The organism is Spirochaetota bacterium (assembly GCA_025061835.1).
Taxonomy (GTDB): Bacteria; Spirochaetota; Brevinematia; order DTOW01; family DTOW01; genus SKYB106.
In genome coordinates, this window is sequence record JANXAC010000002.1 from 104,114 (window position 1) to 119,819 (window position 15,706).

13 protein-coding genes are annotated in these 15,706 nt (G+C 35.7%); 6 read left to right on the forward strand and 7 right to left on the reverse strand.

Going from position 1 to position 15,706, the window contains the following annotated elements; translation table 11 throughout:
* Positions 1-8 precede the first annotated feature (8 nt).
* The 3 genes from NZ579_01775 to ftsH form a co-directional block, all read right to left on the reverse strand.
* On the reverse strand, positions 9-926 hold the full coding sequence (locus tag NZ579_01775; GenBank protein ID MCS7298674.1) for a hypothetical protein: 918 nt from the start codon (positions 924-926) through the stop codon (positions 9-11).
* Between the two features lie 212 nt (positions 927-1,138).
* Positions 1,139-1,315: a hypothetical protein gene (locus NZ579_01780; GenBank protein MCS7298675.1), complete on the reverse strand. Its 177-nt coding sequence runs from the start codon at positions 1,313-1,315 to the stop codon at positions 1,139-1,141.
* A gap of 161 nt (positions 1,316-1,476) precedes the next feature.
* A complete protein-coding gene (ftsH, locus tag NZ579_01785; GenBank protein ID MCS7298676.1) occupies positions 1,477-3,414 on the reverse strand; it encodes an ATP-dependent zinc metalloprotease FtsH in 1,938 nt (645 codons plus the stop codon).
* A 191-nt stretch (positions 3,415-3,605) separates the two neighbouring features.
* On the opposite strand from ftsH, the gene murC reads away from it, so the two are divergent.
* Together murC and NZ579_01795 are read left to right on the forward strand one after the other, a co-directional pair.
* Positions 3,606-4,970 carry a UDP-N-acetylmuramate--L-alanine ligase gene (murC, locus tag NZ579_01790; GenBank protein MCS7298677.1) on the forward strand — a complete coding sequence of 455 codons (1,365 nt, stop codon included), beginning with the start codon at positions 3,606-3,608 and terminating at the stop codon, positions 4,968-4,970.
* 2 nt (positions 4,971-4,972) lie between these two features.
* Complete coding sequence (locus NZ579_01795; GenBank protein MCS7298678.1) at positions 4,973-7,027, forward strand: HDIG domain-containing protein; 2,055 nt, start codon at positions 4,973-4,975, stop codon at positions 7,025-7,027.
* 5 nt (positions 7,028-7,032) lie between these two features.
* Here the strand turns inward: NZ579_01795 and NZ579_01800 are convergent, their stop codons facing one another.
* The 4 genes from NZ579_01800 to NZ579_01815 all read right to left on the reverse strand — a co-directional run bounded on the left by NZ579_01800 (position 7,033) and on the right by NZ579_01815 (position 11,553).
* Entirely contained in the window at positions 7,033-8,199 is a 1,167-nt protein-coding gene (locus NZ579_01800; protein MCS7298679.1) for an iron-containing alcohol dehydrogenase, read from the reverse strand.
* A gap of 6 nt (positions 8,200-8,205) precedes the next feature.
* On the reverse strand, positions 8,206-9,333 hold the full coding sequence (locus NZ579_01805; protein MCS7298680.1) for a hypothetical protein: 1,128 nt from the start codon (positions 9,331-9,333) through the stop codon (positions 8,206-8,208).
* Positions 9,334-9,491: 158 nt separating this feature from the next.
* Positions 9,492-11,414 carry a DNA topoisomerase (ATP-hydrolyzing) subunit B gene (gyrB, locus tag NZ579_01810; GenBank protein ID MCS7298681.1) on the reverse strand — a complete coding sequence of 641 codons (1,923 nt, stop codon included), beginning with the start codon at positions 11,412-11,414 and terminating at the stop codon, positions 9,492-9,494.
* Positions 11,407-11,553: a hypothetical protein gene (locus tag NZ579_01815; GenBank protein MCS7298682.1), complete on the reverse strand. Its 147-nt coding sequence runs from the start codon at positions 11,551-11,553 to the stop codon at positions 11,407-11,409. The genes gyrB and NZ579_01815 overlap by 8 nt, the downstream gene beginning before the upstream one ends.
* 106 nt (positions 11,554-11,659) lie before the next feature.
* On the opposite strand from NZ579_01815, the gene NZ579_01820 reads away from it, so the two are divergent.
* The 4 genes from NZ579_01820 to NZ579_01835 all read left to right on the forward strand — a co-directional run bounded on the left by NZ579_01820 (position 11,660) and on the right by NZ579_01835 (position 15,681).
* Complete coding sequence (locus NZ579_01820; protein MCS7298683.1) at positions 11,660-12,394, forward strand: outer membrane lipoprotein-sorting protein; 735 nt, start codon at positions 11,660-11,662, stop codon at positions 12,392-12,394.
* Between the two features lie 147 nt (positions 12,395-12,541).
* Positions 12,542-13,657 carry a hypothetical protein gene (locus NZ579_01825; protein ID MCS7298684.1) on the forward strand — a complete coding sequence of 372 codons (1,116 nt, stop codon included), beginning with the start codon at positions 12,542-12,544 and terminating at the stop codon, positions 13,655-13,657.
* 69 nt (positions 13,658-13,726) lie between these two features.
* Complete coding sequence (locus tag NZ579_01830) at positions 13,727-14,425, forward strand: ABC transporter ATP-binding protein (GenBank protein MCS7298685.1); 699 nt, start codon at positions 13,727-13,729, stop codon at positions 14,423-14,425.
* 2 nt (positions 14,426-14,427) lie between these two features.
* Complete coding sequence (locus NZ579_01835) at positions 14,428-15,681, forward strand: ABC transporter permease (protein ID MCS7298686.1); 1,254 nt, start codon at positions 14,428-14,430, stop codon at positions 15,679-15,681.
* Positions 15,682-15,706 lie beyond the last annotated feature (25 nt).

Consider the following 15,706-nt stretch of genomic DNA (forward strand, 5'->3'; position numbering starts at 1 on the left):
ATACTCCATTAAAACAACTCAAGTGGCTTATTAACATCCTTCTTTAGGAAGGTATGAAATCTATTACTCGCTCCTTCGAAAAGATATTTTCTGAGCTTACTTATATCTCTTATACCTCTACCTGCTACACAGAAGAATATGGTATCTCCATGTTTGACTTTCCCCCATTTGAATAGAGCGTTAAGGTCGTTAATCTGTTCTCCTCCATGGAATACCATAACCTTAAGATGAGGATATTTGACATTGTATGACTCAATAATATTTTTCCACGCTTCCACATTCCCATTGTGGAATAACTCGTTAGTTACTTCAACACCATACTTAGGAGTTATCTGGAATGATTCATCACTTACTTCTTCACTGGATTCTTTCTTTACTTCTGACTTCTTTACATCCTTACTTTTCAAAACACTATCCATATCTCCTATGTCTTTACCATCAAGAAGGTCTATTACCAGCGACAAGGCTTTACTTTCTATCTCTTCCTTTTTGTCTTCCTTGTCCGAAATGCATTTAGCATAAACAACGACTAACTGGTTCTTACCTAAAAAACCTACCTTGTTGAAGTGTCTTAACGATTTAGGGTTTATAGCCAGACAACCTACAGTAGGATTATGGTAAATTATCACAATGTCAACTTTGTCCCAAGTAGAGATTTTTTTAACTATTGTGTTAAAGTTGTCAACAGAATTAGAGAGGTTGTATGAGACATACTTGTAGTTAAATTTTTGAACTAAAAGTGCGTAGGATATAGGTATAATCTGTAAAGGTTCAATATCACCATTGTCTAGATATTCGTTTATCATATCGGCAGGATTTTGACCTGATTTGATCGCATTCATGACACCGCTGGTTTTATAGAAGTGTCGTAGGGATTTATTAAAAACATCTATAGTTCCCAGAGAAAATAAATACCTATTAACCATACATTTACCTCTTCAGTCAGTAGAATGATATAATAAATGAATCATTTTGTCAAGAAAATATGAGGCTGCTCAAAAAATGTATGTAATGCTTGTGAATACCTTGTTCTGATTAATACCTCCCTGCAAGTGTAATAAAAACACCAAAAACAAAAAAATTTTTTACCCCCAACATCCCAAACATTACAAATCCTAATACATCCACCACCAAACTCCTACTCCACCTCCTCATCCCTAACTTCCAAGCACCTTACCCCTCTTTTCTTGAAATGACCTATCAGCATAATCAGAACATCCTTGCGTTTCTTCTTTCTACCTCTGTAATGATCTTCGCCGATTATTCTTTCTATCTCCCTGTATATTCGTTTGATACTCTTCAAGAAGAATATCATTGAGAGACATTATTTAATATACTTTCACGAACACATTCTTCTCCCCATCTAAATCTCTCAAGACACACAGGAATTTTTTGAACACTCTCACAAATTATTCTCAAACTTGAGTTATTTCTAAAAGAATCATAACAATCTTTATGATAGGTGACAATCTATAACTAGTTAGTAGATATTGCTGGGCGAAGTTGCGATAGCACTGTGGAGAATATATTCTCTCTCTCTGGTTTTCTTCCTAAGATTCGTTCAATATCTTCTGATGTTAAAGTTTCCTTCTCAAGTAGTTCCTTTGAAAGCTCTTTAAGTTTATCAATGTTATTCTTCAATATATTCAATGTCTCGGTATAACAGTAGTTAACTATTGATTTTATTTCACTATCAATAACCTCAGCTATTCTATCACTGTAGGTTTTTTTAACGACTATATCCTTTCCTAAAAACACAGGCCCCTCTTTTTCACCGTATTGTATTGGTCCTAGTAATTCACTCATTCCCCACTCACATACCATTGCTCTAGCTATCTTTGTTGCCTTCTCTATGTCGTTTTGAGCACCATTAGATATGAATTTAGACCCGAAAATAATCTCCTCAGCTGCTCTACCTCCCAAAATACCCATTATCATTTGATAGAGCATCTCCTTATTGTATAGTTTCCTATCATTTATAGGCAACTGTTGAGTCACACCGAGAGCTCTACCTCTAGGAATTATAGACACCTTATAGACAGGGTCTGCATAAGGTAGCAAATGAGATACTACTGCATGACCTGACTCGTGAAATGCTGTTATTGTTTTTTCTTCAGGTGTTATAACATAAACCTTTTTTTCAGGTCCCATGAGTACTTTATCCCTTGCTTTCTCAAAGTGAGACATATGAACTTTATCAGAATTTTCTCTAGCAGCAATAAGAGCTGCCTCATTTACCAAATTTTCAAGGTCTGCACCCGTAAAGCCTGGTGTTCCTTTTGCTATTATAGACACATTAACATCATCGGCAACCTGAACTTTGTTTATATGAACCTTAAGTATCTCTTCTCTTGCTTTGATATCAGGTATATCAACAACAACTTGCCTATCAAATCTCCCTGGTCTAAGGAGAGCTGGATCTAGAATATCAGGTCTATTTGTTGCTGCAATTACAATAATCCCCTCCTGTGAGTCAAAGCCATCCATCTCCGCAAGTAGTTGGTTGAGAGTCTGCTCTCTCTCGTCGTGTCCTCCACCTAAACCTGCCCCTCTGAACCTACCAACAGCATCAATCTCATCTATAAACACTATACAAGGAGAATTCTTCCTAGCTTGCTCAAACAGATCTCTCACTCTACTAGCACCAACACCAACAAACATCTCAACAAACTCTGAACCACTCATGCTCAAAAATGGAACGCCTGCCTCACCTGCTATAGCCTTCGCTAGTAATGTTTTACCAGTCCCAGGAGGTCCTACAAACAGTATTCCTTTAGGTATCCTAGCACCAATCTTTATATACTTCTTTGGATCTTTCAAAAAATCCACTATCTCCATTACTTCTTCTTTAACCTCATCTATACCTGCAACATCCTTGAATGTAACTTTCTTCGGAGGATCCCTATACACCCTAGCTTTGCTTCTTGTGAAATTAAATATTCTAGTGTTATCGGGTGCATTACCAACTTGCCTACCGAAAAACCAACTCAAAAGAAGTAAGCCACCTATTAGTATCCCTATGAATATAAGCATATTTATAAGGTCTGAGAAACCTGTCGTATCCTTTCCATAAACCTCAACACCGTTTTCAGTGAGAAATTCCAAAAACTTTGTATCAGCAAAATGTGGTAGTATCACTTTAAACGAGAATACTGCACCTTTATCCTTTGATATAGCCTCACCATAAACTACCTTACCGTTCTCTATCGTAGCCTTTATAACTTGCTTGTTCTTAACCATTCTAGTGAATTCAGTAAAGCTAACCTCAGGTGTGAACCTAACATTACCGATCGGAGATGCAAGGTATATTATTAATGCCCCTATGCCAAGTATTATAATTATGGTCCATAAATTGGAACGATCATTATTTGATTGAAAATTACCAGAAGGTTTGTTTGGCGGTTGTTGCTTCACAAGATTCCTCCAAATGACAATAAAATTTATAAAAGTTATAATCGTGTAGTCAAATTGTTTTATATATCTAATCTTTAAAACAATTTCATACTTTGATTTTTGTGATATTGTTTTTTAGAGACCTACTAAGTTAAAATATAAACACATCGTTCTAATAAACGATAATTTTCTAGAGAAATAATGGGGGTTTTATGAAAAAAGTCTTCTTTGTAGGTATAGGTGGAATTGGAATGAGTGGTCTTGCTTTAATCCTAAAATCCAAAGATATTGAGGTAGTTGGATCAGATAGAACCGAAAGTGAGAAAACAAAAGAACTTGAGAGGATCGGAATAAAGGTCCACATAGGACATAATCCTAGAAACATTACCAACGACATAGACCTTGTTGTCTATACTAATGCTGTTAGTGATGATAACCCCGAAGTTATGGAAGCAAGAAAAAAAGGTATAAGAACCATCTCAAGAGCAGAATTGCTATCGGAGATAGAAAGAGAATACTTTTCAATCGGAATTTCTGGAACTCACGGTAAGACAACTACAACTTCAATGGTTTCAAAGATACTTATTGACGCAGGCTTTGACCCAACTGTATCAAACGGAGGAAACCTAGCATACATAGGTGGTAATGCTAGAGTGGGAAACAGTAAATACCTGGTTTATGAAGCATGTGAAGCTTTTGGTAGTTTCCTACACTTCCATCCTGACATAGGTGTTGTAACAAGTGTTGACAATGACCATGTAGCTGAATACTATAAAACTATGGATAATGTTATAAAAGCATTCGCAACTTACATAAACAACGTGAAGGATGATGGTGTAGTTATAGTAAATGGAGATGACCCCAATACTCATATTTCACTGATGGAGTCTCAAAGAGTCGGATGTATAACCTACGGTATAAGAGAAGGAAACCATATATTTGCTGATAAGATAAGATTAAACCATAGAACGACAGATTTTGATGTGTATTTTAATGACAGGTTCATCACAACTCTATCTATAAATGTTCCAGGGATACATAATGTTTATAATTCACTTGCCGCTTTTGGTGTTGCAATATCTCTAGGCGTAGCACCAGAAGTGGTAGCCGCAAGTTTGAGAGAGTTTAAGAACGCTGAAAGAAGGTTTGAGATAAAGTATGAAGACAACTACTTAACGATCATTGATGATTATGGACATCATCCAGCGGAGATAAAGGCAACACTAACATCAGCAAAAAATCTTGGAAAACATCAAGTTATCGCAGTATTCCAACCGCACCTGTGGTCAAGGACACATTACCTGTATAGAGACTTTGCCTTGGCACTTAACATAGCCGACAAGATTATTGTAACAGAAGTCTATGGAGCAAGAGAGAATAGAATAGACGGTGTATCAGCAAGAATGATAGTAGATGAACTATATAAACTAAATAGAACAGAAGATGCTTTCTTTGTTGAAAACAAAAATGAAGTTGCAGAGATAGTCTCAAAAGTAATACAACCTAACTCTGCAGTAGTCATTCTAGGAGCAGGAGACATAAACAAGGTGTTCTCACTGATCCTAGAAAAAGTATAGTTATGGTAGATGAGAGTTTAATAAAAAGATCCTTTCAAGGATCTTTGAAATACAAATTCCTCTTTCTAGTTCTAGTATTATCAACATCACCATTCCCTATACTCACCTATTTTGAACAGATCAATATCAACAATCAAACAATATCAAACATAAAAGAAGGACAGGTTTTCAGATACGATATAGTATCTCAAATAGATGTATCTTTAACAAATACATTTGATATTGAAACTGCAAGGTCTAGTTTCCCAACAATACTAAAGCGAACCATATCAATAGAAGAAGACATATACAGAATTTCCAAGTTTGTTGAGGTTTTAGAGCAGGACAATAGATTGTTATTGCTACCAAAGCTCCCTAAAGTTTTGATGACAAACTTTTTTGCTCGGTTTCTGAAAGAGACCGCAATCATTGATAGTAATGAGATGATAAACATCAACAATCTATCAAATTTCAAAGTCATCTATGGAACTAATATCTACATTCCTAAAAAAGTTATATTTCTACCACTTAATTCAGAAGAGGATGTAAAGAGTGCTATTGAAGCAGTATTCGGTAAAACATTCGTTCCAATACTCAAAGATGAAATGTCTTATGTTATAGCAAACTCTATAATACCTAACACTGTATTTGATAGATCACTTCAAGAAGAAGAGTTCCAAAAATACCTTAGTACAAAAAACATACCTTTTGAGATAATGATAAAGAAAGGTGACAAAATAGTCAAAGAGGGTGAGTTGATAACAAAAGAAAGATTAGGGATAGTCAGAGAATACTTCAATGAATTGAACTCAAAGCTAATATGGAAAACAATCTTTATTGAAATATTGATACTAATTCTCGTAGTTTTCTCAATATTTCTTTTGTCAATATTCAAGGAAGTAAAAAACAGAAACATATTGACGATAAACTCTCTTTTCCTTATGTCTTCAATGTATCCACAATTTTATCTCAAAGGGACTTTGGGAGATGCAGTTTTATTCGTCTCACTTTTCACTTCGTTTTCTATAGTTAATAGCCTAATATGCGGAAGAAAATCAACAATTGTCATAGGAATATTCTATACGGCAACAATATTTCTGGTAATTTATAGTAGTTACATCGTGGCTATTTACTGGTTTATTTTGATAGTAGTCGCATCAATGATGTCATACAGGATAAAGAGAAGATCCAGTTTCGTGATAGTTGCTACTGTAATATTTCTGGTAAGTTTTGGTATTTATTCGTTGATACATTTTGTTGAATCATTTGAATTTGGAAACTTAATATTATCAGGTGGTTTATCATTTGTAAGTGTATTTGGGAATGTATTGCTTGTATTTCTTATATTACCTCTCTACGAATACTTCTTCAGAATTGCAACACCATTCAAGCTTTATGAGTTATCATCACTTGACAATCCTTTGCTCAAAATGCTTTTAGAAAGGGCTCCAGGAACATACTATCACTCTCTGAATGTTAGCATACTTGCAGAAGCGTGTGCAAACGAAATAGGAGCAAACTCTCTGCTAGCAAAAGTTGGAGCGCTGTATCACGATGTAGGAAAGATTGAGAATGCCGAATACTTTACAGAAAACATTGGTGGTAAGACAAGAGAAGATGTAAATATCTATAGATATGCAGAGATAATAAAGGAACATCCAAACAGAGGTGTGGATCTTGCCAAAAAATACAGATTGCCGATTGAGATTGAAAGGATAATGCTAGAACATCATGGTGGAGGACTGATACTTTACTTCTATAACAAAGCACTTAAAGAAAACCCAAATGTTGATGAAAGACTGTTCAGGTATCCTAACTATAAACCAACTTCAAAAGAGTCAAGCATCATTTTTATATGTGACAAAATTGAAGCTACAGTTAGATCTCTAACTTCTAACAAGAACATTGATTTTCAAAAGATCTCCGATGAGATTGATAATATAATATTAAGACATACTTTGAGTGAGGAACTGTCTATGAGTAATTTAACACTACAGGATATGAATAAAATCAAAAAAGCTATAAAAGAAACATTTAAGTATATACTACACCAGAGGATAGAATATCCGAAGAGTTAAAACTCCTAAAGCGCTGCTTGAAGAATAGCATTTATCTCATTTCTATTCGCAGGTCGTGGTAATAGTGCCATAAAATCATACCTTGACGATATATCTGATATCTTGTCAATTTGCTTTTCGTCAAAGTATTCTATTTCTGAGAGCCTGAGTGGTATATTAAGGTCAAGTAGTAGTTTTCTTATGGACTCTGCAGACTTTATTGCCGCTTCTATGACGGTTATATCTTGTATCTTTTCACCTAAAGCCATCGCAGTCTGTATGAGCTTGCCTGGAACTGAAGTTAGGTTGTAGTCAATTATATGCGGGAATATCACAGAAGACACTCTCTCTGAAGGTATATCCAAAATAGAATTCACAGCCTGTGCGATTGAAGTTGATAGACCTGGTGAGCTTAGGGAAACAGATATACTCGCCATTACACCAGCGTAACACAAATTTTGAATAATATTTATATTACTAGGTTCATTTATAAACTTCTTTATATTTACATAGAATGTTTCTATAGCCTTGTACGATAGTGCATCTGATATAGGAGTTGATCCTCTTGATATGAAAGCATCAAAAGCTACAGCCATAGCATCTACTGCAAGTGTGCCTATGTAATACGGTGGCAAAAACGATATTAAAGATGTATCAAATATCACGGCATCAGCATAAGAATACATATCGCTATATACTGTCTTATAGCCTACATCCTTATCATAGACAAAACAAGATTTTGATAAACCTGGAACAATACCAAATGTTATCGGAACCTCTATATAAGACACTCGCTTTCTTCTAAACTGTGTATAGCGCTTCTTGAAAACATCATCCGATGACAAAATCTTATCATATATTGACGCTACAGTCTTGGCAACACTCAATACATGATATCCACCTACACCAACTATAATATCAGGTCTAGTAGATTGAACTATATCTTTGAGGTTATCTATCTTTATCTGATTGTTAGTGCTTCTCTCAAGTTCATCATAAATCAATACCTCATCAGTGAAAACCTTTATACTACTCTCTACCCTCTCACCAATCTTGTTATCTGATATATACTTAGAGTTTTCCAAGACAACAACAACTCTCTTACCCAACTTATCACAAAATTCGCCTATCCTGTTGTCTATGTCATTACCTATTATTACATTCGAGGGAACATAATATTCAAACAACGGCATCTTAGACTACCTAAAGAAAGAGACCTTCTTCTTTAACTCTTTGGATACCTTTACATCATTCTCAACAAGATTCTCAAAAAATTTTAAGTTTTCCTCTGTCGTTCTTACAAGTAGGTTAGATACGGCCATATCCGATCTCTGCAATGGTTGATCTTTAATGATCTTCTTTATCTCATCTATCATTTTCTTCTTCAGTTCTGAAGATTTCTTGAGTTTTAAAACTATATTCCTATTTATGTAGAAAAGAATAACAATAATACCTATAAGGATAGATATTTTCAAAGATACATATATCCACCTAGTCCAACTCGGCTCAGGTATAACAAAACCTATATCTAGTGACTCGTATTTTAAAACCTTCTGGCTTAATGTTCTACCAAAAAGCGATATATACTCTGACCCGATATTCTCTAGCAAATACTCTTTAGGAACACTTGTTGATGAATACACTATATCCTTATCAAGTGAAATATAGAATAGAGCAAAATCATCTTTTGAACTGCCTAGTATATGTTCGAAAAACTTGTTTTTATCAATATAAATAACCAAAAAACCATCTATGAAATCCAGATATTTTGACAACTTTCTTACTTTAAGAATGTAATCCTTATAATGTTCCACTGTATCAGTTGATAACAGAAACTTTCTGAAATCCTCATTACTTGTGCTAACACCTAACGAGAATATCTCTATAAACTTTGACGAGTATATTGAAAAACCGGAATAGAAGTCCTCGTAGAAATAGTTTTTAAATGTTTCTTTTAGTATTTCTGATGGAAATGTGTTAGGTATGATCCAAGTTTCAAACAAGGGATTGTTAAGGAAAAGATTTATAGAGTTCTCAATTGAACTGAATTCCGAATGAAGCCTATCAACTATGGTCTTAGGTAAAACAGAATACTTGTAAGAATAGCCATCATCCGCTATGAAATCTAAAGCACTTTGAAAAGGTGAATACACTACTCTCAATGTCTGATAACTCAATAAGTAATCACTCAAATCAATAAGGGTATTCCTTACATTATCAGGCAGAAACATAGGTAACCTGTCAGTCTTAGCAAGATATATGACAACAACTATAAGAATTATAGTTATCAAAGTATATTTGCTTACCTGATACAACACATACTTCATACTTATATGATAATCGGAACGATAGAATTTTTCAAAAGAATTTGAAATTCCATAGCAATACTTATGTTAATCTCCAAACCAAGACCTTTCTGTTATCCTCTACTTCTCAATGATAACCAAATCCAAACTCATTACCATTGCCTAACCAACAGCCATTACTAGACATCTATCTCAACAACCTCTTTAGCATAAGTTTCTATGAAGTTTCTTCTCTTCTTAGTATCTTCTCCCATAAGTATTGAGAATATGTTGTTTGCCTTGATAGCATCCTCTAGCGTTATCTTAAGGAGTTTCCTTGTTGACGGGTTCATAGTAGTCTCCCAGAGCTGTTCGGGGTTCATCTCTCCAAGTCCTTTGTATCTTTGAACAGTATAGTTTTTTGACTTTAGTTCTTTTATTATCCTGTCTTTCTCCTCATCAGAGTATACATAGTAGTTTTTTTGTCCTACCGATACCTTATACAAAGGCGGAACAGCCGAGTATATATACCCCTCCTCTATAAGTTGCTTCATATATCTATAGAAAAATGTCAAGAGAAGTGTTCTTATATGAGACCCATCAACATCAGCATCCGTCATTATAATTATCTTACCGTATCTGATTTTAGAAATGTCAAATGTGTCTGCTATACCAGTTCCTATCGCCGTGATAATTGTTTTTATCTCTTCGTTATCAAGAAGTTTGTTAATCCTAGCCTTCTCCGCGTTCATTATCTTTCCCCTGAGTGGTAGGATCGCTTGAAATTCCCTATTTCTTGCTTGCTTCGCGCTACCACCTGCAGATTCACCTTCAACTATGAACAGTTCCGTCCTCTCAGGTTCTTTCTCGGAGCAATCCGCTAACTTACCTGGTAAAGAGAAGGAATCCAAAGCACTCTTCCTTCTCACAAGCTCTCTTGCCTTCCTCGCAGCCTCTCTTGCTCTCGCAGCCTCAACAGCCTTCTCCAAAATCTTCCTAACTGCATCTAGGTTTCTCTCAAAGATAGGAACTAATTTTTCATAGACAACATCCTCAACGAGCCCTCTAACCTCACTGTTTCCTAACTTTTCCTTCGTTTGTCCTTCAAATTGCGGGTCTGGTAGTTTGACACTTACAACATAAACTATACCTTCCCTAAAGTCTTCACCAGAGAGTTCTATCTTTTCCTTTTTGTCCATACCAGTTCTCTCATAAAACTCTAGCATTACTTTTGTAATACCACTCTTGAAACCTGTAAGATGAGTTCCACCTTCTATCGTCTTTATGGAATTCACATAAGAATAACCTATCTCCTCGTAGTCGGTTGTGTATCTAAATGCGATTTCCACTATCATGCTCCTACCGCTTGATAATGTTTTCTCACCGTAGATATAGAAAGTGTTTGAGATAGGTTTCATCTCCTGCGTCAAAGCATTTACAAATTCTACAATCCCCCCTTCATAGTAGAAAGACTCTTTCCTTTCATGATCACCCCGCCTATCGATTATCTCTATCCTTACACCCTTGTTGAGAAATGCTAGTTCCCTCAACCTAGCACTAAGGATATCATAACTGAATGTAACACCTTTGTCAAAGACCTCTTTATCAGGCTTGAACCTCACTATCGTTCCAGTTCCCTCAATACCTGTCTTTTTTATTACAACCTCCGTCTCTGGAACACCTCTTCGGTATTTCTGGTAGTATAGTTTGCCTTCCCTTTTGACATACACTTCAAGAAATTCAGAAAGAGCATTCACAACTGAAACACCCACTCCGTGAAGACCACCGGAAACCTTGTATGTCTTATTATCAAACTTACCACCCGCATGAAGTTTAGTCATCACAAGTTGTAAAGCCGAAACCTTATACTCAGGATGTATATCAACAGGTATCCCTCTCCCATCATCCTCAACACTTACTACATCTCCTTTATCAACAATTACTCTGATATTCTTACAGTAACCAGCCAATGCCTCATCTATTGAGTTATCAACCACTTCATACACAAGATGATGATAACCACTACTACCCGTAGAACCGATATACATTCCCGGTCGCTTCCTAACAGGTTCAAGACCTTCTAAAACTTGTATAGACTCAGCCGTGTATTCCTTCTCAAGCATACCACTCCCCACAGTATATATCAATTCTAAAAGATCTGGTAGCAGTGTTTAAATTTGCGAGTCCCGTCAAAAATTCAAAACAAACATCCTTGTATCGCAATACCTCAAGGAGTTCAAACCAAAGTATTTCTTGTTTCATCTGTGTCAAGAATAATACAAATTAAACAACCCCTAGAAATTTTAATACTTTGAAATAACATTAGATATTCTATTACACTATCTATACTTTGAGGTTGTGAGGAATTATGAATAAGATCATTTGGTACATAGTTTTTTTATGTATATGTGGTTTAGGCTTTTCAATAACAGGTGATGAGATATTAAGAAGAGTAGATGCTAACCTAAACTTCAAGAACGCCATAATTAACGCGAAAATGGAGATATACCTACCCGGACAGCAGCCGAGAGTTAAAATATTTAGGACTTACATAATTGAAGATCAAAAAGCCTATACCGAATTCCTTAACAAAGAGGACAAAAACATAAGATACCTAAAACTAGGTAAGCAGTTGTGGATTCATGACAAGTCTGAAAACAACACTATTCTCATTTCAGGACATCTTCTCAAACAAGGTATGATGGGAAGTGATATATCCTATGAAGATATGCTAGAATCTGAAGACTTGTACTCAAAATACACAAGTTCCTTGGAAGGTGAGGATAAAATAAAAAATAGAGATTGTTATATCATATTACTGAAGGCTAAAACTGATAATGTTGCTTATCATTCTAGGAAAATGTGGGTAGATAAGGAATACTATATATCTTTAAGGGAGGAGAGATTTGCAGTAAGTGGAAGACTTCTTAAGACGGTTGAAGTTGAGGATTTCAAACTATTCGGGACAAGACACTACCCAACAGTCAGCGTAGTCTCCGATAAACTCAAGGCAAACACCAAAACAATTATCAGCATTCAAAACATTGATTTTGATACCAGCATTCAAGATAGTATATTCACAAAAAGATACCTAGAACGATGACCTAACGACAACTCCTAGAACCAAAACAGAATTTCCAATTCAACGCCTAAATGTAGAGATTGAACTACTCAACGGATACAAAGGTTTTGTTATTAGAGATTATGAACTTGTTCAAGGATTGAAGTAACCGACAGGATGGAGGGTTGTATGAGGATAGCATTAATAGTTGGTTGTATCTTTTTTAGTTTGCTTGCTACTTCAGTTGTTTTCCCTCAAGATGATGAAGGGTTGAACTTTTCTGGCTTCTTCAGAACTGATGTAGGAGTTAGTTGGGTGGTATCCAACGACTCACTTGAGAGATACTCCTATGCGGGAAGGAATACATTCAGACTTGACTTTATCAACAAAGATACTACTTACGGTAAGGTTGATGGTAGTATAGACTTCTACATACTCTCTGGCGAGAAATCAAGACCTCTAACCTTCCAAACGAATGGTCTCCTGATAGGAGATGAGGTTCTTCTATGGTTTGATTTAAGAAAACTCTATCTTCTTACTAGGCTTGAGTGGATGGACATCAGTGTTGGAAGACAACTTGTGAAGTTTGGAAAGGGGTTCGTTTTCTCTCCTATCAACTTCTTTGACAGGTTGGACCTGACTGATATTAACTTCTCTAGAGTTGGTGTGGATATAATTAGAGTTAAGATACCGATATCGGATACAGGAGCTTTTGATATTGTCTCAGCACCGAAAATAGAAATTACAAATTCAGATGTCAGCACTAGAATAATCTTTTCAGTTTTAGGGGTTGAGTTAGAAGGAATTTTCGGATACTTCGGCAAGGATGAATACTTAAGAAGTGGTGTCTCTTTCAAAGGAGACATTGAGATAGGAATATATGGAGAGTTTGTGTATAACTACAACGAGGAAGAAGACAAAAGATACTATGAATTTATGGTTGGGGGAGATTACTCTTTTCTTGACCATTTCACTTCAAGAGCAGAATACTACTACAACTCATACGACAAAGATAATCTGACTCCAATACAGAGTATCAAACTCAAACACTATCCTTTTGTCTCAAAAGATTATATCTTACTACAACTTTCATACACACCAGATATTTTGAACACAATTACACTTTCATACATAAAAAACCTAGAGAAGGAAGGCTTTATACTTTACCTAGAATACAGAAGAAACCTGTTTCAGAACATTAACTTCTACACTGATGTTAGGTTCTTCTACCGTGATATAAGCGGGATAATTAATTCAAAAATTAATAATCTATACACTTCTTTGAGTTTTGATGTGAGGTTCTGATGCTAGAGCACTCTTACTTAACAGCTTTAGAACAAAACATTTATACTATACCCAAAGAGGTGGAAAGTTATGAGTTTGATAGTCTTGAAGAATATCACCAAAGAGTATCGCAAGGATAGTAAGAGAGAAAGTGTAAAGGTTCTGGCATTGAAGGAGATAAACCTTGAGATTGAGAAAGGAGAATTTCTCACGATAATGGGACCTTCAGGTAGTGGTAAGACAACACTTCTTAATATAATAGGATGTCTAGACACTCCAACAAGCGGCGAAGTGGTGTTCAACGGCACAAGATTGACAAACGCAACAGAGAGGTACCTCTCGGAGTATAGAAGAAAAAATATAGGCTTCATATTTCAGTCCTACAATCTTATTCCAGTTTTGACTGTGAAGGAAAATATAGAACTACCACTTACCATTGACAATACTCTTCCAAAGGAAGAACGAGAAGAAAGAGTGGTGAAACTTATTGAGATGGTTGGACTTAAGGGAATGGAGAATCGGTATCCTAGAGAACTCTCTGGAGGTCAGGAACAAAGAGTAGCAATAGCAAGAGCATTGGTAAAAAAGCCACTCATAGTTCTAGCAGATGAACCAACGGCAAACCTTGACTCCGTAACAGCGGAAGATGTCATTGAAATAATGAGACTGATGAATGAGGTTGAAGGAACAACATTCATCTTCTCAACACACGACCCCAGAGTAGAAAGACACGCACGAAGAGTAATCATACTCAAAGATGGACAAATTAACTTGGACGAAAGGAGATAGACATGATATTTAAAATGGCTTTCAGAAACATATTCAGACATAAAAGAAGAACGATAATAAGTATTCTAACAATTGCGGTAGGTATTGGTTTCTACATAATGACTGACTCCATCCTTAATGGTATAGATAGACTACTAATTGAGGCAGTTGTGAATTTTTCCGACAGTCCAATAGTCATCTACTCACAAGAATACGACAAAAACAGAAGAGGATACCCCCTTGACAAAGGTATCACAAACTATGTTGAGCTAGAAAACATACTATCATCCATAAGAGGCATAGAAGGTATAACATATAGAACGAGTTTTATTGGAGAGGTAATATTTGGAGAAAGGTCAAAGTATATCGTAGGCACAGTTATAGATACAACTAAAGACGAAAGTGTATTTGAAATCAAAAAACACATAAGTGGTAGTTATCTTAAGAACATAGGAGAGGTATTGATCGGTAAGGATCTTGCTAGAAAAATGAGTGTATCAATAGGAGACTATATCACGATAAGCGTAAGAACGGTTGGAGGAATGTATAACGCACTTGACTTTAAGATTGTTGGATTAGTTGAAAGTCCAAATTCGGTTTTGAATGAGAATGGAGTTATTATTTCCTACGAATCCGCTAACGAACTACTCAAGCTCAACAACACCAAAACATCCACTCACATAAAAGTGCAATGGATTAGAGGTGAAAAAACTGATGGATACCTTGAGAGAGTAGAAGAAATAGCAAATAAGATTAGAAATGAATTGAAAGACTACGCAATCTACACTGTTTCTGACCTTTATAAGGACTTCTTGCTATTCGTAGAACAGAGGAGGATTATCTCTTATATAATAACTTTATTAGTTCTGTTGATAGCAGGTGTTGGAATAACAAACAATGTTCTGATGTCAGTGTATGAGAGGATAAAAGAGATTGGAATTCTTATGTCGATGGGATTATCTCCAAAGGCTGTGAGAAGGTTGTTCATCCTTGAAGGCATGTTTATAGGAATTTTGGGTGGTATCGCAGGTATGGTGGTAGGAACACTTTTAGACATATTCATCATATATGTAGGTATTGACTTAAAATCACTCTTTAGTGATATAAGTGGCTCTCAACTAGGTTTTCCTGTATGGGGTATTATATACGGAGAGTGGAACTTACAGGCATTCGTCATAGGCTTCGCTTTCGCTGTTTTCACATCCATCATCTTCGCTTACATACCAGCAAGATACGCCTCAAAACTCAAGGTAACTGAATGCTTAAAGTTCGTTTAATCCTTAAACAAAAACTAACCTTACA